At 49.8% G+C, this 20040-nt stretch carries 20 protein-coding genes and 1 pseudogene; 5 read left to right on the forward strand and 16 right to left on the reverse strand.

Annotation, left to right across the window (positions count from 1 at the left end; genetic code table 11):
- Window positions 1–98 precede the first annotated feature (98 nt).
- Window positions 99–1283, reverse strand: a complete 1185-nt coding sequence (gene nepI / locus ACJHYW_RS13425; RefSeq protein ID WP_001288550.1) for a purine ribonucleoside efflux pump NepI — start codon at window positions 1281–1283, stop codon at window positions 99–101.
- Between the two features lie 278 nt (window positions 1284–1561).
- Between nepI and ACJHYW_RS13430 the strand changes: the two are divergent.
- Window positions 1562–1869, forward strand: a pseudogene (locus tag ACJHYW_RS13430) (type II toxin-antitoxin system RelE/ParE family toxin).
- Window positions 1853–2176 (forward strand): helix-turn-helix domain-containing protein, encoded by a 324-nt coding sequence (locus ACJHYW_RS13435; RefSeq protein ID WP_000125643.1) that lies wholly within the window; start codon window positions 1853–1855, stop codon window positions 2174–2176. Before ACJHYW_RS13430 ends, ACJHYW_RS13435 begins: the two are co-directional and overlap by 17 nt.
- A 115-nt stretch (window positions 2177–2291) precedes the next feature.
- On the opposite strand, the gene ACJHYW_RS13440 is transcribed toward ACJHYW_RS13435, so the two are convergent.
- Together ACJHYW_RS13440 and adeQ are read right to left on the reverse strand one after the other, a co-directional pair.
- Window positions 2292–2744: a DUF1198 domain-containing protein gene (locus ACJHYW_RS13440; protein ID WP_001295241.1), complete on the reverse strand. Its 453-nt coding sequence runs from the start codon at window positions 2742–2744 to the stop codon at window positions 2292–2294.
- A 52-nt stretch (window positions 2745–2796) separates the two neighbouring features.
- Entirely contained in the window at window positions 2797–4131 is a 1335-nt protein-coding gene (gene adeQ / locus ACJHYW_RS13445; protein ID WP_001349999.1) for an adenine permease AdeQ, read from the reverse strand.
- Between the two features lie 174 nt (window positions 4132–4305).
- On the opposite strand from adeQ, the gene adeD reads away from it, so the two are divergent.
- Window positions 4306–6072 carry an adenine deaminase gene (gene adeD / locus ACJHYW_RS13450; protein ID WP_061092899.1) on the forward strand — a complete coding sequence of 589 codons (1767 nt, stop codon included), beginning with the start codon at window positions 4306–4308 and terminating at the stop codon, window positions 6070–6072.
- A 46-nt stretch (window positions 6073–6118) separates the two neighbouring features.
- On the opposite strand, the gene uhpT is transcribed toward adeD, so the two are convergent.
- The 9 genes from uhpT to ivbL form a co-directional block, all read right to left on the reverse strand.
- A complete protein-coding gene (gene uhpT / locus ACJHYW_RS13455; RefSeq protein WP_000879199.1) occupies window positions 6119–7510 on the reverse strand; it encodes a hexose-6-phosphate:phosphate antiporter in 1392 nt (463 codons plus the stop codon).
- A gap of 137 nt (window positions 7511–7647) precedes the next feature.
- Window positions 7648–8967, reverse strand: a complete 1320-nt coding sequence (uhpC, locus tag ACJHYW_RS13460) for an MFS transporter family glucose-6-phosphate receptor UhpC (protein WP_001361973.1) — start codon at window positions 8965–8967, stop codon at window positions 7648–7650.
- 9 nt (window positions 8968–8976) lie between these two features.
- On the reverse strand, window positions 8977–10479 hold the full coding sequence (uhpB, locus tag ACJHYW_RS13465) for a signal transduction histidine-protein kinase/phosphatase UhpB (RefSeq protein WP_001361972.1): 1503 nt from the start codon (window positions 10477–10479) through the stop codon (window positions 8977–8979).
- Window positions 10479–11069, reverse strand: coding sequence for a transcriptional regulator UhpA (gene uhpA / locus ACJHYW_RS13470; RefSeq protein ID WP_000633668.1), 591 nt, complete (start codon window positions 11067–11069; stop codon window positions 10479–10481). Before uhpA ends, uhpB begins: the two co-directional genes overlap by 1 nt.
- A gap of 161 nt (window positions 11070–11230) precedes the next feature.
- Complete coding sequence (locus tag ACJHYW_RS13475) at window positions 11231–12670, reverse strand: hypothetical protein (protein WP_061092923.1); 1440 nt, start codon at window positions 12668–12670, stop codon at window positions 11231–11233.
- Between the two features lie 278 nt (window positions 12671–12948).
- Window positions 12949–13431: a hypothetical protein gene (locus ACJHYW_RS13480; RefSeq protein ID WP_096229512.1), complete on the reverse strand. Its 483-nt coding sequence runs from the start codon at window positions 13429–13431 to the stop codon at window positions 12949–12951.
- Window positions 13432–14494: 1063 nt separating this feature from the next.
- Window positions 14495–14785 carry an acetolactate synthase small subunit gene (gene ilvN / locus ACJHYW_RS13485; protein WP_001181706.1) on the reverse strand — a complete coding sequence of 97 codons (291 nt, stop codon included), beginning with the start codon at window positions 14783–14785 and terminating at the stop codon, window positions 14495–14497.
- A 3-nt stretch (window positions 14786–14788) separates the two neighbouring features.
- A complete protein-coding gene (ilvB, locus tag ACJHYW_RS13490; protein ID WP_000168471.1) occupies window positions 14789–16477 on the reverse strand; it encodes an acetolactate synthase large subunit in 1689 nt (562 codons plus the stop codon).
- Window positions 16478–16582: 105 nt separating this feature from the next.
- Window positions 16583–16681: an ilvB operon leader peptide IvbL gene (ivbL, locus tag ACJHYW_RS13495; RefSeq protein ID WP_001300753.1), complete on the reverse strand. Its 99-nt coding sequence runs from the start codon at window positions 16679–16681 to the stop codon at window positions 16583–16585.
- A gap of 564 nt (window positions 16682–17245) precedes the next feature.
- On the opposite strand from ivbL, the gene tisB reads away from it, so the two are divergent.
- Window positions 17246–17335, forward strand: coding sequence for a type I toxin-antitoxin system toxin TisB (gene tisB / locus ACJHYW_RS13500; RefSeq protein ID WP_000060506.1), 90 nt, complete (start codon window positions 17246–17248; stop codon window positions 17333–17335).
- 123 nt (window positions 17336–17458) lie between these two features.
- On the opposite strand, the gene ysdE is transcribed toward tisB, so the two are convergent.
- Complete coding sequence (ysdE, locus tag ACJHYW_RS13505; RefSeq protein WP_211180519.1) at window positions 17459–17533, reverse strand: protein YsdE; 75 nt, start codon at window positions 17531–17533, stop codon at window positions 17459–17461.
- 81 nt (window positions 17534–17614) lie between these two features.
- Here ysdE and emrD point away from each other — a divergent pair, with 81 nt between their 5' ends.
- Window positions 17615–18799: a multidrug efflux MFS transporter EmrD gene (emrD, locus tag ACJHYW_RS13510; RefSeq protein WP_001306726.1), complete on the forward strand. Its 1185-nt coding sequence runs from the start codon at window positions 17615–17617 to the stop codon at window positions 18797–18799.
- Between the two features lie 7 nt (window positions 18800–18806).
- Here emrD and ACJHYW_RS13515 read toward each other — a convergent pair whose 3' ends face one another.
- Genes ACJHYW_RS13515 through ACJHYW_RS13525 form a run of 3 tightly spaced genes read right to left on the reverse strand, consistent with a single transcriptional unit; the run spans window position 18807 to window position 20000 of the window.
- Complete coding sequence (locus ACJHYW_RS13515) at window positions 18807–19304, reverse strand: radical SAM protein (protein WP_000148045.1); 498 nt, start codon at window positions 19302–19304, stop codon at window positions 18807–18809.
- A complete protein-coding gene (locus tag ACJHYW_RS13520) occupies window positions 19301–19663 on the reverse strand; it encodes a DUF202 domain-containing protein (protein WP_001113432.1) in 363 nt (120 codons plus the stop codon). The genes ACJHYW_RS13515 and ACJHYW_RS13520 overlap by 4 nt, the downstream gene beginning before the upstream one ends.
- Complete coding sequence (locus ACJHYW_RS13525; protein WP_000703955.1) at window positions 19653–20000, reverse strand: YidH family protein; 348 nt, start codon at window positions 19998–20000, stop codon at window positions 19653–19655. The genes ACJHYW_RS13520 and ACJHYW_RS13525 overlap by 11 nt, the downstream gene beginning before the upstream one ends.
- Window positions 20001–20040 lie beyond the last annotated feature (40 nt).

Genomic DNA, 20040 nt, shown 5'->3' on the forward strand with positions numbered 1-20040 from the left:
GAAATAACAACAAGATAAGAACAATACCTGATCAAGGATTATCAGGAGGAAGAACAAGAGAGCTTCCCGCCAGAGCAGTAACCCCTCCTGTAAATACGTTACTTCATTTTCACCTTTGCGGTGACCAATAACGCCGTCAGCAACATCAATGTGCCGGACAACATCAACGGCGAAGTCAGACCAATATTATCCAGCGCATAACCGCCGATTGCCGCGCCACAGGTATTAGCAAGCTGAATAACCGCCACCTGAACAGACCCGGCTTTTTCTGCCTGATCGGCCAGTGAGCGGGTGATCCACGTTGACCAGCCGACAGGAACCAATGCAAAAGTTAGCCCCCAGATAATCGCCACGCCGGTAGCAACGATTTTATCGCTTCCCCACAACGTCAGCACCAACGCACTCACTGCCAGTATTAACGGCGCGCCCGCTAAGGCCAGTTTTACCGAACGTTTAAGAATGAACGACGAAAGCGACGTACCAATAAAGCTGGCGATACCAAAACTCAACAGCACCAGCGTTAAACCATCCACGCCGAATCCCGCCAGGTTCATATACACCGGGCGAATATACGTGAAGAAAGCAAACTGCCCGGCGAAAGACATGAAGATGGCGATCATCCCTGCCATCACACCCGGACGTTGTAATAAGCGGAAAGTATTTTGTTTCTGATGCGAGGGTTCGCCTGGCAGCGAAGGCAATGATTTGATAATCCAGAAAATACACAGCACGCCCATCACCGCCGCCGCATTAAAGACATTGCGCCAACCGATAAGCTCGCCTAAAAAACTGCCCAACGGTGCGGCAATCACCAGCGCAATAGAAACCGCGCCGAAGATCACCGACAGCGCCTTCGGCACCGTACGCGGCGGTACCAGACGCATGGTCAGCGACGCCGACATCGCCCAGAACCCGCCCAGCGCCAGCCCCAGACAGGCACGACCGATTAAAAGCAAACTGAATGAGTTAGCAAAGGAAACCAGCAAGCAGGAGAGCGTCAGCAAAACGGCAAACAAAATAACAACGTAGCGGCGGTCAGTGGCCTGAATTGTCTGGGTAATAAACAAACTGGCAAACATTGCCACAAATGCGGTCACGGTCACCGATTGCCCGGCAACCCCTTCCGAAATGCCTAAATCCTGGGCCATTGGCGTCAACAAACTGACGGGCAAAAACTCAACGATAATCAGACAGGCGACGCAAAACGCCACCGAGAAAACGGCTGACCAGTTCGGTCGGGTGATGGCATCCGCGCCGCGGTTTTCGGCAATAAATTCACTCATGGTGTTACCCGTGGCATGTTTCAGGGGAAAAGCCGACCACTTTAACATTGAAATGTGTGACGCATTTAACGTTTTTGCAACTTTTACGGTGTTGTGGGAAAAGTTCGAGGCTGCTCGAAGAAATAAAAATCATAGGGCGAGGTGATATGCATTTTCGCAATGGGGTTGGGAATAAGGGATAAAGTATTGCACTTGGTGATATACTTTAATAACAGGATCTCAACGATATACGCGTGTTTAAAACCAAATAGTTTGCAAGGGAAGCCAGGTCTCATGCAATGACAGATGAAGAGTTGTGCCGGGCCATTTTAGAAACGGAACAAGGTAAAGCTGATGCACTTGGTGGTGGCGTTTTTAAAAAGCGCCTTCACCGAAATCGTGAGCGTGCAATTATTCTGGCGAAAGGGGGAAGCAATTGGTTTTACACGTTTTTATATGCAAAACAGGATATGTCGAACATTAATAGTCAGGTACTGGCTGGGTTTCGTGAACCTGCAAAGCATTATGCCTTCCTGACGAAAGCCCAACTGACAGCAATGATTACACTAAAGAACTGACAGAGATCTGCTATGACTGCAAAAACTAAATTTAAAAGTCCTGCATTTGAGGCTATTCACAGCGCAGCGGCTGGATTGTCCAGCGTCGATGCTATTTCTGCCGAAACGATGCGTACTTTTGACAAAGCCTGCCTGACCAGCGTGCAAGACTTACAACCTGTTGAGATAAAAGCACTGCGGGAAAAATTAAAAGTGAGTCAGCCCGTCTTCGCTCACTATCTCAATACCAGCGTTTCAACTGTACAAAAATGGGAAAGTGGCGCTAAACGCCCCAATGGCATTTCATTAAAACTGCTCAGCATTGTGCAAAAACACGGGCTGGAGGTGCTGCTGTAAATAGAACGTAGATAATGCGTTCACCTACTGTCAATACCGATACCGGATGCGACGTACACGCCTTATCCACCCACCAGGTCAGGCGCGGTCTGTAGGCTGATAAGACGAAGCGGTTTTAATGCAGCCAGTGAACGCCCTCGGCAGGCTGAAAGAACGCGTTATAGCGCATCTGAAAAGCATTGATATCCTGCATTTCAGGTTCGGTTTCGCGCAGAAAACCCAGCGCCAGCCTGACCTGAGCATCAGTAATCGGCGCGGCAAGGCGTGCTTTTTGTAAAATCCGATGCCATTGCAGCAGGTTCTGTTCGCTACCATCGACAATGACAATTTGCCAGATGAGCAACACCTGCGCGGCGTTTTGCAGGTGCGACTCATCCGGACGATGCAAATAACGTAAAAATTCGTCACCGGCTGACTTTCCCATTTGATCGACCATCGACTCCACGGGTACGACATCGATGTTCAGCCGATCGCTGAGACGGCGAATCGCTTTTCTGGCCCCGGATGTCAGCACCCGAAAACCAACCACAAACACTACCGCCAGCGTGGCGAGCATTATCCAGATCATGAGTTCTCCTGCGTAATCAGAACTCATAATATCTGGAAACCCTCGCCAGTTACTAATCCACCAGAATAATCTTCAGTGCAAACAGAGCTGCGACCACCACCACACACAGGTTCAGATCGCGCCAGCGCCCGGTGCACACTTTCATGATGCAGTACGACATAAAGCCGAGTGCAATCCCTTCGGTGATCGAGAAAGTAAAGGGCATCATCACCGTGGTAATAAATGCGGGCACCGATTCGGTAAAATCATCCCAGTTAACGCGCGCCAGGCTCGAAGTCATCAGCACGCCAACAAAGATTAACGCTCCGGCGGTTGCGTAAGGAGGAACCATCGCCACCAGCGGTGAGAAGAACATAACCAACAGGAACATAACGCCGACCACAACCGCAGTCAGCCCCGTGCGACCACCGACAGCCACACCTGAAGTACTTTCAATATAGGCGGTAACAGACGAGGTACCGATAAACGCACCCGCCACCGAACTGACGCTATCAACATACAGCGCCTTATTCATATTGGGGAATTTACCGTTACTATCTATTAAGCCAGCTTTATCAGTTACACCAATTAATGTTCCTGATGAATCAAATAGGTTGATCAGCATAAAGGAGAAAATGATACCGGCGAGTTCAAGTGTTAACGCACCGCTCAAATCCACTTCACCAATGACGCCGCTAATATCAGGCGGAATGGAATAGACGCCGCTAAAATGAACATCACCGAAAAATAATCCACAGCAAGACGTCACCACAATAGAAACAAGCACCGCGGCATGAAAATGACGTGATGACAACACAGTTATAATAAAAAACCCTAAAATACCTAACAACACGCCGTGAGAACTTAAATCGCCAATCATCACCAGGGTGTCTTTATTGGCGACAATAACGCCAGTATTTTTTAATCCCATTAAGGCGATAAATAATCCGATTCCGCTGGTGATACCAATACGTAAACTTAATGGAATGTTGGAGATCATCCAGTACCGGATACGAAACAGCGTGAGCAAAAATAGCCCAACTGCGCCCCAGAATATCGCGCCCATCCCGGTCTGCCAGGAGATACCCATCGCCCCCACGACCACGAACGCAAAGAAGGCGTTCAGCCCCATTGCCGGAGCCAGCGCCACGGGTAAGTTAGCAAATATCCCCATCGCAATACTGCCGATACCGGCAATCAAACAGGTGGTAACAAACACCACTTTCGGGTCCATTTGTGCCGCGCCGAGGATTTGCGGGTTCACAAAAACGATGTACACCATGGTTAAAAAAGTGGTCATCCCCGCAATCAATTCTGTGCGGACGGTGGTCCCATGCTGAGGTAGTTTAAATAATCGCGAAAGCGTCCCTGATTCATTACTCACGTAATCGGTATTGTCATTATTCATTTTTTTGTCCATTGGAGGAGATTTAATCCCTTGCTTTTGTAAAACAAATGACAACAACGGTTCAGTGATAATTATCACATTTCAATTGCACATTAATGGATATTCTTTAATAATCTCGCGACGTTTCTTTATGATAAATAATAATCAAATTGATAAAATCAAAATGAGAAAAATATGAATAATTCTATTAACCATAAATTTCATCACATTAGCCGGGCTGAATACCAGGAATTGTTAGCCGTTTCCCGTGGAGACGCTGTTGCCGATTATATTATTGATAATGTCTCTATTCTCGACCTGATCAATGGCGGAGAAATTTCCGGCCCAATTGTGATTAAAGGACGTTACATTGCCGGTGTTGGCGCAGAATACGCTGATGCTCCGGCGTTGCAGCGGATTGATGCCCGCGGCGCAACGGCGGTGCCAGGGTTTATTGATGCTCACCTGCATATTGAATCCAGCATGATGACGCCGGTCACTTTTGAAACCGCGACCCTGCCGCGCGGCCTGACGACCGTTATTTGCGACCCTCATGAAATCGTCAACGTGATGGGCGAAGCCGGATTCGCCTGGTTTGCCCGCTGTGCCGAACAGGCAAGGCAAAACCAGTACTTACAGGTCAGCTCTTGCGTACCCGCCCTGGAAGGCTGCGATGTTAACGGTGCCAGTTTTACCCTTGAACAGATGCTCGCCTGGCGGGACCATCCGCAGGTTACCGGCCTTGCAGAAATGATGGACTACCCTGGCGTAATTAGCGGGCAGAATGCGCTGCTCGATAAACTGGACGCATTTCGCCACCTGACGCTGGACGGTCACTGCCCGGGTTTGGGTGGTAAAGAACTTAACGCCTATATTGCTGCGGGTATTGAAAACTGCCACGAAAGTTATCAGTTGGAAGAAGGACGCCGGAAATTGCAACTCGGCATGTCGTTGATGATCCGTGAAGGGTCCGCAGCCCGCAATCTCAACGCGCTGGCACCGTTGATCAACGAATTTAACAGCCCGCAATGCATGCTCTGTACCGATGACCGTAACCCGTGGGAGATCGCCCATGAAGGACACATCGATGCCTTAATTCGCCGCCTGATCGAACAACACAATGTACCGCTGCATGTGGCATATCGCGTAGCCAGCTGGTCGACGGCGCGCCACTTTGGTCTGAATCACCTCGGCTTACTGGCACCCGGCAAGCAGGCCGATATCGTCCTGTTGAGCGATGCGCGTAAGGTCACGGTGCAGCAGGTACTGGTGAAAGGCGAGCCGATCGATGCACAAACCTTACAGGCGGAAGAGTCGGCGAGACTGGCACAATCCGCCCCGCCATATGGCAATACCATTGATCGCCAGCCTGTTTCCGCCAGCGACTTTGCCCTGCAATTCACGCCCGGAAAACGCTATCGGGTCATTGACGTCATCCATAACGAATTGATTACCCACTCCCGCTCCAGCATCTACAGCGAAAACGGTTTTGATCGCGATGATGTGTGCTTTATTGCCGTACTTGAGCGTTACGGGCAACGGCTGGCTCCGGCTTGTGGTTTGCTCGGCGGCTTTGGCCTGAATGAAGGTGCGCTGGCGGCGACGGTCAGCCATGACAGCCATAATATTGTGGTGATAGGTCGTAGCGCAGAAGAGATGGCGCTGGCGGTCAATCAGGTGATTCAGGATGGCGGCGGGCTGTGCGTGGTCCGTAACGGTCAGGTACAAAGTCATCTACCGTTGCCCATTGCCGGGCTAATGAGCACCGACACGGCGCAGTCACTGGCGGAGCAAATTGACGCCTTGAAAGCCGCCGCCCGTGAATGCGGTCCGTTACCCGATGAGCCGTTTATTCAGATGGCGTTTCTTTCCCTGCCAGTGATCCCCGCGCTGAAACTAACCAGTCAGGGGCTGTTTGATGGCGAGAAGTTTGCCTTCACTACGCTGGAAGTCACGGAATAATAAAAAAAAGCCCGGCGTCATGCCGGGCAAAAGTCACCAGTTACGTTTATGCCACTGTCAACTGCTGAATTTTTTTCTCGCGGCGGATTTTGCGTTCTTCCATCACCGCCACTATCGCCATCAGGCAGATACAACCAATCGCGGCGATATCCAGCGCGGCGAAGGTGCCTGCCCAGCCGGTAAGGCCAAATACCGGCGTCCCATCGGCAATCATTCCCAGACCTAACTTGGCAAAGCTGTCACCAATCAGGTAAGCGAAGGTGCCTTTAATACCATCGGCAGCGCCAATCGCTTTTTTAGGTACAAAGCCAACAGCAGCTACACCAATCAACAATTGCGGGCCAAAGACCAGGAAACCCAACGCAAAGAGAGAAGCCAGATAGATATATTGATTGCTGGCGTGTTGATACACACCGAGCGTGGCGATAATCAGCGCCAGCGCGATACAGGCCACCAGGCCACGGCGACCGTTCGCCAGGTCAGAGAGCCAGCCCCACAGCAGCGTACCGACCAGCGCACCAGCTTCAAACAGCGTAAAGCCCTGAATCGCCACCGCTTTAGAGAGTTTCAGTTCCTGGAACGCATACACGGTTGACCACTGGTCGATACCAATACGCACCACATAGAGGAAAATGTTGGCAAAGCACAGCAGCCAGATCACTTTGTTTTTCAGCACATACTCAACAAAGATCTGCCACTTGGTCATATCGGTAGATTCTGTCTCTTTATCCTCTTCACTGATCTCCTCGCCAAACAGCTCTTCAGCTTTGCCGAGGCCATAAGATTCCGGGGAGTCGCTGCCGTAACGCAGACCGATAAAACCAACAATCAGCGCGATAATCGACGGGAAAATAAACATGCCGATGACATGACCATCGAACAGGTAATTTGCGCCGAACAGCGCCACACCTGCTGCGCCTGCACCACCAAGGTTGTGAGAAATGTTCCAGAAACCGAGGAATGTCCCGCGTTTACGACGCGGCGTCCATTTGGTGATGGTGGAGTAACTGCACGAACCGCCGGTACTCTGGAAAAAGCCGCTTAAGGCGTAGAAGGCAATCATCAGGAACAGGCTAACCGAGCCGCTGCCCATACTGGCGCTGAAGCCCAGCATACAAATGGCAGACAGGATCAGCATGAACGGCAGGAATTGTTTGGTGTTTTTGCCGTCGGCGTAGTAAGAAACCAGCGTTTTACCCACGCCATAAGTGATGGAGAAGCCCAGGCCGATCATCCCCAGCTGCGTCATGCTCAACCCGTAGGTCGAGATCATGTCGTTCTGCGCGATGTTAAAGTTCTTGCGAATCAGGTACATCGTAAGGTAGCCGATAAAGACCACCAGGTAGGATTGCATGAACGGTTTGAACCACATTTTGCGCCGCACTTCGAGCGGAAGGTCCAGGGTCGGCTTGCGAACCTGGTTTAAGAAAGCCAGCATGGGTTACTCCTGAAATGAATACCTGCGTGAGGCATGCATTGTAAAAATCAGCAGCAAATCAGGCCTGAGATAGCGTCCAGGCAAAACCTGGAAAATTTCTTAGTTTTGCCGGATATGAAGTGAAAAGGTGAGATGCATCACGCTTCGCGCGGTGTCTGGGCGTTCAAAAAGGGCAGTAACAGCAGTGCGGAAATCCCGGCGGCGATAGAGATAACCACAAAAAATCCGCTCCAGTGCCAGGTATCGAGTACTTTCGCCAGCGGCCAACCAGCAAGCGACGCACCAAGATAAGCAAACAAGCCGACAAATCCCGTCGCCGCCCCTGCCGCCTCTTTGTGGGAACACTCTGCCGCCGCCATGCCGATTAACATCTGCGGGCCAAAGACAAAAAAACCAATGGTGAAGAAGCAGGTTGCCTGCATCACGTAGCTGGCAAATGGCATCAGCCACAGCGAGCCGACTGAAAGCAAAATTCCGGCAGCGAAAATCAAATTCATCGGCCCGCGGTTGCCGTTAAAGAGTTTGTCCGAGCCCCAACCCGCTACCAGCGCACCGATAAATCCGCCCAGTTCAAACATCGTCACAGCCGTATTCGCCGTGACCAGATCGACGCCTAGCGTCTCGGACATATACAAATTGCCCCAGTCGTTGATCGCCGCCCGAACCACATAGACCAGCACATAGCAAAACGAAAGTAGCCAGATATACGGATTCAGCAACACATACTTGGTGAGGATCTCTTTACGCGTCAGCCCTGCCCCTTCTTGTTGTTGAGCAATCTCCAGCGCGTCGTGCCGCCATTCACCAACCGCTGGTAAACCTAACGCCTGCGGGCGATCGCGCAGCCGCCAGCAGAGAAAAATCCCCACGACGATCGCCATACAACCCGCAATCATCATCCCGGCACGCCAGCCGTAATGCAGCGCGCTCGCTGCCATCACAATGGGAATGAGTGCGCCGCCGACGTTATGCGCCGTGTTCCATAATGCCCACCAACCGCCGCGCTCGGTACGAGAATACCAGGCGGTTAACAGACGCGCACACACCGGTGAACCCCAGCCCTGGAAAAAGGCGTTCAACACCCAGAGCACGGCAAACGCCCATAGCGACGTCGAGAAGCCAAACAGAATGTTGATAATGCCCGTGGCAATAAGCCCTATCCCCATAAAATAACGGGCATTTGAGCGGTCGCTGACAATGCCGGAGACAAACTTCGACACGCCGTAAGTAATGTAAAACAGGGTCGCTAACAGGCCGATATCGCTACGGCTGAGCACGCCGTTAGCAAGGATTTCTGGTACGGCGGCGTTAAAACTTTTACGCGTGAAGTAAAACAGCGCGTAACCCAGCCAGATGGTCAGCAGAATATGGCGACGCCAGTAACGGTAACGGGCATCAATTTCTTGTTTATCGCTAATCAACGGCGCGTCAGCTGGCGCTTTCAGAAACGGCAACATCATCGAACCCTAGACATAACGTTGAGGTAGAGAAACGCTGACACGCGTGCCGTGCAGACAGGAAATGGTCAATGTGCCGCCCAGCGCCGTTACGCGCTCGCGCATTCCGGTAAGGCCAAAACCGTGTTGCCCGGAATCTGGCGGTAAACCGCTGCCATCGTCTTCAATCACCAGCATTAACCGCTCATCCTGCTGCCAGCCTTGCAGGGTGACCGCGCTGGCATCGGCATGTTTCACAATGTTGTTCAACCCTTCCTGGCAGACGCGAAACAGCGTCACGCGCTGGTTTTCGCTTAACGCTGATTCATCGATTCGCCATTCGAGATGGCTGACAATGCCGCGCCCTTCCAGCTCCATTTCCCGCATCAGTGAGCGGATGGCCTGCTCCAGGGTGAGATCATCCAACTGGCGTGGACGTAACCGACCTAACAAACGGCGCACCGCGTCGTAAACGCCCAGCGATAGTTGTTCGATGAGCTGCCCGCTCTGCTTCACACTGGCGTTATCTGCCGCCAGTCGCTGGACAATGCCCGCCTGAGTACGAATGGCAGTGATGGTCTGGCCGATATCATCGTGCAGCTCACGCGCCACGTCGCGGCGTACGCTCTCTTCAGTTTCTAACAAACGTTCAGCCAGATGCTGATTGCGCGCCAGTTCCTTTTGCAGCGACTGGTTAAGTTCACGCAACCGCTGGATGCCTGCGCCCAGTAACAACCCTGTCAGACTTTGCACCAGCAGCGAGAGCAATAAATCCACCGGATGATCGCGCCAGGTTTGACTGGCGATCAACGCGATGGCGTTCATCAACGTCGCAATCAGCGCCCCTTGCCAGCCATAGTGCCAGGCCAGCGCGATAATCGGCAGCGCCAGGCAGAATGGCGTAAAGCGCGACAGTTCGTCCGGCAATCCCAACTGGAGCCAGAGACTGATAACAAACAGCAGCAAGTACCAGACCAGATGCCGCCCGCGCCAGTTGATCGGTTGAGAAACTAACGACGGCCCGAGCGGCAGCCAGATGTTATTGGCGAGATAGTGCCAGAACACCAGACATATCGGGGCCAGCGTCAGGCCGCCAGTTAAAGTCAGCAGTAGCGCATTCCACGACTCTTTGCCGTGCCAAAGCCAGGGCAGCGACTGCAACAACGCCGCCGCCGTTAATGCCGCCCCTTGTAGCAGCAAGGTGCGCCAGTCACGTTGATGGCGATAGCGCGAGATAAGCGCCACGGGCAATAACGTCAGTAAACTACCGATCATCAATAAGGAGAAATGGGTTAAACCGACCGCCTGCGTTAGCCAGTAAATCAGCAGCCACTCCGCGCCCAGCAGCACCGACCAGTAGCCGCGCGGGCATTGCAGCATTAGCCCCAGACGCAGACCAAACGGAAATAACAGCACCGCCATATCAGGGCGCTCAACCAGGTGCAGGCTGATACTCCACAAGCAAAACCACGCGGCAGAGAAGATAAAAAAGCAGGCAATAACGGTAATTAAGCGAGAGAAAAACGTCTTCATCACCAGCCATCAAACATGCGGCGCGCCAGTTCAACGTCGTTACTGACGCCCAGTTTTTCCATCAGGTTAGCGCGATGGACGTGTACCGTTTTCGGTGACAAGCCCAGTTCGGCGGCAATCTCTTTCACCGCCATTCCTTGCGCCAGTTTTTCTGCCACCTGCCGTTCACGTTTGGTCAGCGGGTCCTGGCGACCGGATGCCAGTTTAATGGCAATATCCGGCGTCAGATAACAGCCGCCCGTGGCAACCGTATGCACCGCAGCAATCAGTTCGTCAGGGCTACAACGCTTGGAGAGAAAGCCGCGCGCCCCCGCGTTAAGCGCCTGCTCAACCAGCGCCGGACTGTCATGAACAGAGAGCATAATCGTCGCCATACCTTTCGGCAGCTGGCTTAGCAGCTCCAGACCGGAGATATCGGGCATGGAGATATCGCAAATACACACCTGCACACCGCGCCCCGGCAGCCCCGCCAACGCCTCGCGCCCCGAACCAAACTCGGCAACTACCTGCAAATCAGGTTCCAGCCCCAGCAGCTGCGCAAAGCCGGAGCGGACGATGAGGTGATCGTCTATAAGTGCAACGGTGATCATGATTGGGTCCTGGCGGATAAAAAACGCGCATACCTTAACGATAAGCGCGATGTTGTTCAAGTTGGATATGGGGTATGTATTGGCTTAATGATGTTGGTCTTATCGTCAAAACGCTTACCTGAAAGGTAAGCGTTTGGTACGTGTTATTGCGAAAAAGCGAATTATTTGTAGGTTGCGATTGCAATATTGCCTGAAAAATTTCTCCTCCTGTTGCGGAAATCGTTTTCAGGTAACAAAGAGTCATCCAGAAACCTATAATCTTCAGCGGAACGCTCATTAAGAGAGTCATCCACTGAGTCGTTATGAATATAATCCTCACCGTATGTTCGATAAATGAAATTAGCAATATTAAAATCGTTACCAGCTTCATTTATTTCGGCTTTTACAATATAATGGGTTTGTGTGAATGTATGCTGTGAAAAGTCAGCAACAAGCAAATTTGTTTTTCCCAGCAAAGCACAAAACCCTGGGTTATCATCAAGCCCGGCAGAAACAGAATCGTTTGCCTGTATTACATTAATATCCCCCCTATCAAGCGCGACAGGAAATGCCTGTGAACAAGCATAATACAGGTTACCTATTCCTGAAATACTGGAGAGGCAAGAAATAATATTTTCTCTGATTTTTTTCTCAACACCATCTTTCTGTAGAGAGTTTCTCACAATATTACATTCATCTGGCGTAAATACAATTTCACTAAAAAGCTTTTCGAAAGCTTTATATTTTCTAATACCTCCATGGCCAGACAAAGCCATGGTTTTATTCCTCAGAAATTCATGGATTGTGCTATTTATTTTAACTCCACAACATGAAATAATTGAGCTACCCTCTCCAACGTGTCTTGCTGCATCAGCAAGAAGTGAACTAAACTCTCCCTCCAGAACATCTAGTTTTTTTATGTCTGATTTATAACTACAATCATCTGGAATTAATTTATCTGGAGTTAATTGAGTTTGTTCATTTAACGCTTTTTTTAATTGGCGCTCAGCATCAGTAACTCCAAAACTGCGTTTATTTTCAGAATTATTATTAACAACTTCTAGCTTAAGAGCATTTGCAGCAACTGTTACTTTTGAGAGTTGATACTTTTCCAATACATCGTGCTCTGATAATAACCCTATAAACTCTTTCACATTTCGACCACTAAAATCCCTGTCTCTACTCTGTTTTTTCAAACTGTTGCCTTTTAACTCACGATACACATCAGTGACTTTAAACTTATCACTGCCGGTCTGCTCAATTTTTATATAGCTATCCATCCCTGTGGTAGCGATCCATGTTTTATAATTCGCATTCGCTGATTCAGGCGTAACATGAAAATAAGAAACCAATTTACCACTGATATCATGCCGATAGATATGTAAAGAATCTAAAATGTATAATAATAAACTTCGGAAAACCTCACGAAAAGTGGCATTTTTAGATAATGTTCTACAATTATCGAGCAGGCCACTTTGTTCCATCGCATCAAATGCTTCAATATTACCCTCGATACTATCTCTTAGACTCTGGCTCAGGCCCTGGCTCTGAGTTTGACTCTGAAAATGACTATTATCATTCTCTGTTTCCGTTGGATATGTATAACTCGTCACACTAACCATAGTAACCTCGCAATATGACACTTTGCATATTTTGACATTGTTAGAAGTATCAATGGCTAGCATGATAAATATTTCATTGCTAACCGCTATATTTCATTTATTTCAATAATAAGACTATAGTGCCGTTAATTTTTATCGATTTCCCCAATGCAATTGCATCACTAATTCTACTTATTCACTATCAAAAATCGCTCATTTTTTTCAAAAAGACTGTTTACACACAGACGGTTAAGAATAAGCGTTCACCTTAATGATAAACGCGATTTATCAGACAAAAATCATAAATCAGCAGTTGTTGCGGCACCGAAAAATGTAAAAGCGACTTTATCGTTTTTGGAGTTTTGTTCGTCGACCCTACCGGTAGTAAAATAACGAGAACACTGAAGCTTAACTTCATTTCCAACATTATTAACCGCCATCAAATACATCTTCTGACTAAACCCATTTATAGTAAAATCCATTTCATTAAGATACTTTCCAGACCCAAAAAAAGAATTTCCTGAGTTTTTTAAACCCGATATTGATGAAATGGAACCATCCAAACTCTTTAAGAGTAACTCGCTAACATCTTGAGATGTATTTTTTAAATAGCTCTGATAGCCTTGTACGGAAGAATAATAAAAACATGTAATCCCCTGATGACTGGATAAGCAAGCGATTATTTCATCAATCTTATCATCCGCAATATTACCATTTGATTTCTTTAATAATTCCCTTACCCGAGCACAGTCATTATCATTAAAGTAAACCAGTTCAACCATTTGTTCAAGTGTGTTTTGACTATTCTTTGTATCTTGTTCAATTATTTCAATTTTCTCTGCAAATATTTTAAGAATATCTTTACTTAACTCAACACCGCAGCAAGTTATTTTAGTAGCACCATTTTGTTGATTTTGTTCTTTTATAGTTCTATGAGCATCCATAATTATGGAATCAAAAAAAACATCTGTTCTTTTAAAACTTTCCTGAACAGGTACATATCCTTCATCTTTTTGAACTCGCAGGCTTAATAAATCATATATATTACTTAAAATTCCCGCAGGAATTTCGTAATTAAAGTCTGTATTATTGATAACAATACTATTAACTAATTTCTTTCTCAAAACCGTGTCAGCGGAATGTGTTTCTAACGCAGCAGTTTTTTCAGACAACGATTTGATAATAGTCGCTACAGCCACTCCTGAATATGGAGTTTCTTTTCGTAAACGTTTATCTCTACCAACCAGAGTAATATTAAATGACTTATCACCTGTTTGTTTGATTTCGATATACTCATCCTCTCCAGTTGCCGCCATCCAGGTACGATTACCATTATTTTCAGTGCCTGGCATAGGGTGAAAATAGTTAAGGATTTCGGTATTAACACTGCGAGAGCTGGACATAATATTTGCTATTAAGCGTTTTATTTCCTGCAACATCCATTTTGCGAAATTACTGCCAGGTGAATATTTTTTCTCGTTATTTGTGATATTAAGCTCAGCAGCAACAATTCTATTTTTATCCAAAAAGGTGGAAGGGCAGGGATTTGACATCATTGTTCCGCTGATTATAGGGCTTGCCATAATATACCTCACGATGAACCATTAATTAATAGAATGCTGGTCATGACCATTGGTATAGACAGCAATCAGAATTTAACACCATCGCTGGAAATTTTAGCCCTAACTGTTAACCCCCAAATTACCGGTGCAGCGACTTAAATTAACATTCAGGGCTAATAAATTGTGCCTGAGATGGTCTCTGGCACAATTTCACCCTATATATCTGAACGGATCTATCAAAAATCGCTCATCAGTACCCCCCCGGGCGGTTTAATGTCGCTCCTTACTGAAAAAACACCGCGATCTTGTTAAACATTGTCGGATCAGACTGATTACGCTGCACTTTCACCACATCTTCCAGCTTATCGATTTGGCTTATCATCTGCTCCAGACGCTGGTCGTCATTGACCAGTAGCCAGATGTGGCTTTTGTCGCTGTCCTGAATCGGCAGGCAGAGAATGCCTTCAACGTTAAAAGCGCGACGGGCAAAAAGGCCACAAACGTGGGTCATTACGCCCGGATGGTTGCGAACGGTGAGTTCGAGAATCACGTTGTCATGAGTTGTGTTTTGCATGGCTTATTCCCCCACCATTTCAGTATTCGCCGCACCTGGCGGCACCATCGGGTACACTTTTTCTTCGGCATCAATACGCACATGGATCAGCGCCGGGCCAGGGCGATTGATGATTTCCTGTAATGCAGCCTGCGGATCGGTTTCGTTATTCAAATCACAGGTTTCGAGGCCGAATCCGGCGGCAATCTGCATAAAGTTGATTTTTCCCGGATAGGTAGCGGCAAAAACGCCCTGCTTGTAGAACAGACTCTGTTGCTGATGTACCAGCCCCAGCGCTTCGTTGTTCATCAGAATGATTTTGACATCCAGCTGATTTTCACTGGCGGTCGCCATCTCCTGAATATTCATCATCAGGCTGCCGTCGCCGGAGAAACACAACACTTTGCGATCCGGGTTCGCCAGCGCCGCGCCAATCGCCGCAGGCAGGCCAAAGCCCATCGTGCCCAGCCCGCCGGAGGTCAGCCACTGGCGCGGGCGATTGAGCGGATAGGCTTGCGCGGTCCACATCTGATGCTGACCCACGTCGGTGGTGATAATCGCATTGTCATCGACACAGGCGGCAACAGCGTTGATCAGGCCGTAATGCGTTAACGGATCGCACGCTTTCGGGATTGGACACGGGAATTCGCGCTGCAAATCCGCCACCAACTGGTGCCACTCTGCACGCGGTTGCGCTTCCACCAGCGGGATCAATTGCGCCAGCACGTCATCAACATCCGCCTGAATCGCTACGTGCGGTTGCTTGATTTTGCCCAGCTCTGCACGGTCGATATCGACATGAATGATTTTCGCATTCGGGCAGAACTGCTCGGTTTTGCCAATCGCCCGGTCATCAAAACGCGCACCGAGAACAATCAGCAGATCCGCCTCCTGCAGTATATAGTTGGTGCTGCGCACGCCGTGCATCCCCAGCATACCCAGCGACAGCGGATTCGCTTTTGGCAGCATGCCCAGCGCCATTAAGGTCATGGTAGTTGGCAATTGCGCTTTCTCTGCCAGTTCACGCACCCGTGCGGGCGCATTGATCACACCGCCGCCCAGATAAAGCACCGGGCGTTTGGCGGCGTTAATCATTGCCGCTGCGTCACGAATGCTTTCTTCGCTAAAGGCGGGTGCGGCGGCTTTTTCTGCCATAACTGGCTGTGCTTCAATCTCAAAAACCGCCGTTTGCACATCTTTAGGAATGTCTATCCACACCGGGCCAGGGCGGCCTGATTGCGCAATGCGGAAGGCATCGCTCATGACCTGCGGGAGTTCTTCGATATGTCTGACCAGATAGTTGTGTTTGGTGATGGGGATAGAGATGCCGTAGGTGTCCACTTCCTGGAAGGCGTCGGTGCCGATCATCGAGGCAGGAACCTGACCGGTGATGCAAATCAGCGGGATGGAATCCAGCCGCGCATCGGCAATGGCGGTCACCAGGTTAGTCGCACCCGGTCCGCTACAGGCCATACAGACCGCCGGTTTACCGTCGGTGCGCGCCATTCCCTGAGCGATAAACCCTGCGCCCTGTTCATGGCGAGCCAGAATATGGCGGATTTGCGTGCTTTGGCTTAAGGCATCGTAAACAGGCAGGATAGAACCGCCCGGAATGCCCGTCACAATCTTAATGCCCTGCTGTTCCAGGAAATGAACGATAAATTCTGCGCCGGTAAAGCGCTTACGCGTCGATGTTGTGCCCGAACTTGCCATGCTCCAGTCCTTTTCTTCTGGGCCGACTTTCCGGGAGGTGCTTAAACGAAAAACCCCGCCCGGTTTGCGCCGGCGGGGTTTTGGAATCGTGTGTTGTTCCAGTCCCTACGGCGCATTGCCGACGACCACCACCACACGCACGACGACCACTGCGGCGGATGGCGCAGTTGGTAGTAGTTTTGCGTTGAGCATGGAAGTAGTCATTGGGGACCTTGTTGGTTTTGTGTTTAACAATATTTATACAAGCACAGCTTTACAGGGGAGACAATGGAAAATTTTTCAGCAAGGGAAAATTGAGGGGTTGATCACGTTTTGTACTGAATTGCAGGTAACAAAAAACCCCGCCGGAGCGAGGTTTCGTCAGTCGCCTGCGGCTGGTAACCGCAAAGCACACTGTATTATGTCAACACTGAAAGTATACGTGTTCCGCGCAGAACGCGCAATTTCGGCACGAATTTTGACGTATTTAGTACATAGTTGAGTATCGATCACAGTTTTCGTTTTGTCCAAATATCACTGTTTATTTATACAGTAAACTTCTATAATATCACTGTACGCAATGTGTTATGCGGGGGCCGCATCGTTACCCGGCGCACTAAGTCCTGGCTGAAACGGGTGGTGCCGTCAGCGCCTTAACCCCGCGTGAGCACACTGTGTTATGTCAACAAGCACAACGTTTCTCCTTGAGATACCGCGTGCACAACAGCTGGCAACAGGCAGCGGAAAGGTACGTCAGCTGGCAGTGCTCCTGAACCACAGGAGACGCGTATGAGCCTGGTGGATATCGCCATTCTTATCCTCAAACTCATTGTTGCAGCACTGCAACTGCTTGATGCTGTTCTGAAATACCTGAAGTAATTCAGATTCAAGTCGCACTAAAGGGGAGCGGGTAACCGCTCCCCTTTCATATTTAGCGTGTGGGTTGGTGTCGGATGCGATGCTGACGCATCTTATCCGCCCTACCATCCCTCCCGGCAACATTTATTGCCGCTTTTGTTTACATATTCTGCCGCTAAACAATTCCCCATTCCTGGCGTATATCTGGCTAACATTTATCAATGTGATAGATTCCTCTCCCGCATTTATGGGAATGCGTAGTGACTTATTCTAATTATTTTTATAAAAGCATCCGTGATAATGAAAAGGCATAGAAACGTCAATTTGTTATTGATGTTGGTATTACTCGTGGCCGTCGGTCAGATGGCGCAAACCATTTATATTCCAGCTATTGCCGATATGGCGCGCGATCTCAACGTCCGTGAAGGGGCGGTGCAGAGCGTAATGGGCGCTTATCTGCTGACTTACGGTGTCTCACAGCTGTTTTATGGCCCGATTTCCGACCGCGTGGGTCGCCGACCGGTGATCCTCGTCGGAATGTCCATTTTTATGCTGGCAACGCTGGTCGCGGTCACGACCTCCAGTTTGACAGTATTGATTGCCGCCAGCGCGATGCAGGGGATGGGCACCGGCGTTGGCGGCGTAATGGCGCGTACTTTGCCGCGCGATTTATATGAACGGACACAGTTGCGCCATGCTAATAGCCTGTTAAACATGGGAATTCTTGTCAGTCCGTTGCTCGCACCGCTAATCGGCGGTCTGCTGGATACGATGTGGAACTGGCGCGCCTGTTATCTCTTTTTGTTGGTACTTTGTGCCGGTGTGACCTTCAGTATGGCCCGCTGGATGCCGGAAACGCGTCCGGTCGACGCACCGCGCACGCGCCTGCTTACCAGTTATAAAACGCTTTTCGGTAACAGCGGTTTTAACTGTTATTTGCTGATGCTGATTGGCGGTCTGGCCGGAATTGCCGCCTTTGAAGCCTGCTCCGGCGTACTGATGGGCGCGGTGTTAGGGCTGAGCAGTATGACGGTCAGTATTTTGTTTATTCTGCCGATTCCGGCGGCATTTTTTGGGGCATGGTTTGCCGGACGTCCTAATAAACGCTTCTCAACGTTGATGTGGCAGTCGGTTATCTGCTGCCTGCTGGCTGGCTTACTGATGTGGATCCCCGACTGGTTTGGCGTGATGAATGTCTGGACGCTGCTCGTTCCCGCCGCGCTGTTCTTTTTCGGTGCCGGGATGCTGTTTCCGCTGGCGACCAGCGGCGCGATGGAGCCGTTCCCTTTCCTGGCGGGCACGGCTGGCGCGCTAGTCGGCGGTCTACAAAACATTGGTTCCGGCGTGCTGGCGTCGCTCTCTGCGATGTTGCCGCAAACCGGTCAGGGCAGCCTGGGGTTGTTGATGACCTTAATGGGATTGTTGATCGTGCTGTGCTGGCTACCGCTGGCGACGCGGATGTCGCATCAGGGGCAGCCCGTTTAAGCTCACGTCACCGCAGCATCGTCATCAGCTCCATGGGAGAACGATGCTGCTTTATCAGATCACGCATCACCCGCATATGCGGCGCGGAGTAAGAATAAAACGCCTGATAGCCCGCACAAAGCACGTTGTCTGGCGTCTCCTCCCGAGCGTGCGGGCACAGGCGATGCCAGTCGCACGCCTGGCAGCCACGACGCGGTTGCGGGTTTTCGCTGCCACACCATTTTTGTAGGGTGGCGTCAAAAAGCTCAATCGAAATACGACTGATATCTGCCCGTACCCAACACTCGAACAGGGCAATTAAAAATTTCCCCCACAGCTCTGCTGTCACCGAAGCGGCCGTCAGATCGCCCCGGTCATCAAATTCAAGATGGGGAATAAGCTGTACGGAGCGGATACCCCGTTGTTTGAAATTGTGATAAAAATCGGCAGGTTGCAGAGCATCCTTGTACTCTACAACCAGTTTATGCCTGTCCTCTTCAGCATCAATGACCTGACTTCCTGTCATGCGACTCTCTCAATAAATACGATAAGTTGATGTATATGCGTTACAGCAAACAGTATTGCGAGAGATAACACCGCGAGGGAGATCAAAAATTTGTCACGGACTACGTGAAATTGGGAAAAATCGCTATTCGTGACATCCATTAAATTGCGATTACGGGTGTAGTGCCAGAGGATCAGCGCCACAATGGCGAGAATGCCAATCGAAATCCAGAATAACATGCCCGCCTGGTGCCAGTTGTGTTTGATAGCCAACGCCATCAACGCGCCGTAGCCCAGCATGGTACGAAACCACGCCAGTGATGTACGCTCCGGCTGCAGCCCTGGGTCGGCAATGCGTCTGGCTTTGCGGCTATCCGGCATACAACACCAGTCCCATAACGATCACCGCTACGATCATCAATATTAAGCTGATGATTAATAAGCTGTTGGTGTAGGGCAGGTCCTCTTTCAGACGCATCGCTTTTTCATTGCGTAACCAGCGCAGGTAGCCATACATCGCTAACCCGCCGGAAAACAGACACAACAACAACGCCAGCAGTTCGCGAATGACGGGCGTGGCGAAATCTGGCGCAAGTTGATCAAGCCCAACCCCCGCCGCCAGAAAGCCTAGTGCGGTACGGATCCACGCCAGAAAAGTACGCTCATTAGCCAGCGAGAAGCGATAATCAGGTGCTTCTCCGAGGCGGGAAATTTTCATTGTTGCTCCTTGTAAACTGTTCCTCGCCGAAAAAGTAGGC

The organism is Escherichia sp. WS3063 (assembly GCF_046486595.1).
In the GTDB taxonomy this organism is placed as follows: Bacteria; Pseudomonadota; Gammaproteobacteria; order Enterobacterales; family Enterobacteriaceae; genus Escherichia; species Escherichia coli.

Bases quoted from the DNA above. Each gene is read 5' to 3' on its own strand.
- nepI (WP_001288550.1), bottom strand. From the start codon at position 1,283: ATGAGTGAATTTATTGCCGAAAACCGCGGCGCGGATGCCATCACCCGA.
- ACJHYW_RS13435 (WP_000125643.1), top strand. From the start codon at position 1,853: ATGACTGCAAAAACTAAATTTAAAAGTCCTGCATTTGAGGCTATTCAC.
- ACJHYW_RS13440 (WP_001295241.1), bottom strand. From the start codon at position 2,744: ATGATCTGGATAATGCTCGCCACGCTGGCGGTAGTGTTTGTGGTTGGT.
- adeQ (WP_001349999.1), bottom strand. From the start codon at position 4,131: ATGAATAATGACAATACCGATTACGTGAGTAATGAATCAGGGACGCTT.
- adeD (WP_061092899.1), top strand. From the start codon at position 4,306: ATGAATAATTCTATTAACCATAAATTTCATCACATTAGCCGGGCTGAA.
- uhpT (WP_000879199.1), bottom strand. From the start codon at position 7,510: ATGCTGGCTTTCTTAAACCAGGTTCGCAAGCCGACCCTGGACCTTCCG.
- uhpC (WP_001361973.1), bottom strand. From the start codon at position 8,967: ATGTTGCCGTTTCTGAAAGCGCCAGCTGACGCGCCGTTGATTAGCGAT.
- uhpB (WP_001361972.1), bottom strand. From the start codon at position 10,479: ATGAAGACGTTTTTCTCTCGCTTAATTACCGTTATTGCCTGCTTTTTT.
- uhpA (WP_000633668.1), bottom strand. From the start codon at position 11,069: ATGATCACCGTTGCACTTATAGACGATCACCTCATCGTCCGCTCCGGC.
- ACJHYW_RS13475 (WP_061092923.1), bottom strand. From the start codon at position 12,670: ATGGTTAGTGTGACGAGTTATACATATCCAACGGAAACAGAGAATGAT.
- ACJHYW_RS13480 (WP_096229512.1), bottom strand. From the start codon at position 13,431: ATGGTTGAACTGGTTTACTTTAATGATAATGACTGTGCTCGGGTAAGG.
- ilvN (WP_001181706.1), bottom strand. From the start codon at position 14,785: ATGCAAAACACAACTCATGACAACGTGATTCTCGAACTCACCGTTCGC.
- ilvB (WP_000168471.1), bottom strand. From the start codon at position 16,477: ATGGCAAGTTCGGGCACAACATCGACGCGTAAGCGCTTTACCGGCGCA.
- ivbL (WP_001300753.1), bottom strand. From the start codon at position 16,681: ATGACTACTTCCATGCTCAACGCAAAACTACTACCAACTGCGCCATCC.
- tisB (WP_000060506.1), top strand. From the start codon at position 17,246: ATGAGCCTGGTGGATATCGCCATTCTTATCCTCAAACTCATTGTTGCA.
- emrD (WP_001306726.1), top strand. From the start codon at position 17,615: ATGAAAAGGCATAGAAACGTCAATTTGTTATTGATGTTGGTATTACTC.
- ACJHYW_RS13515 (WP_000148045.1), bottom strand. From the start codon at position 19,304: ATGACAGGAAGTCAGGTCATTGATGCTGAAGAGGACAGGCATAAACTG.
- ACJHYW_RS13520 (WP_001113432.1), bottom strand. From the start codon at position 19,663: ATGCCGGATAGCCGCAAAGCCAGACGCATTGCCGACCCAGGGCTGCAG.
- ACJHYW_RS13525 (WP_000703955.1), bottom strand. From the start codon at position 20,000: ATGAAAATTTCCCGCCTCGGAGAAGCACCTGATTATCGCTTCTCGCTG.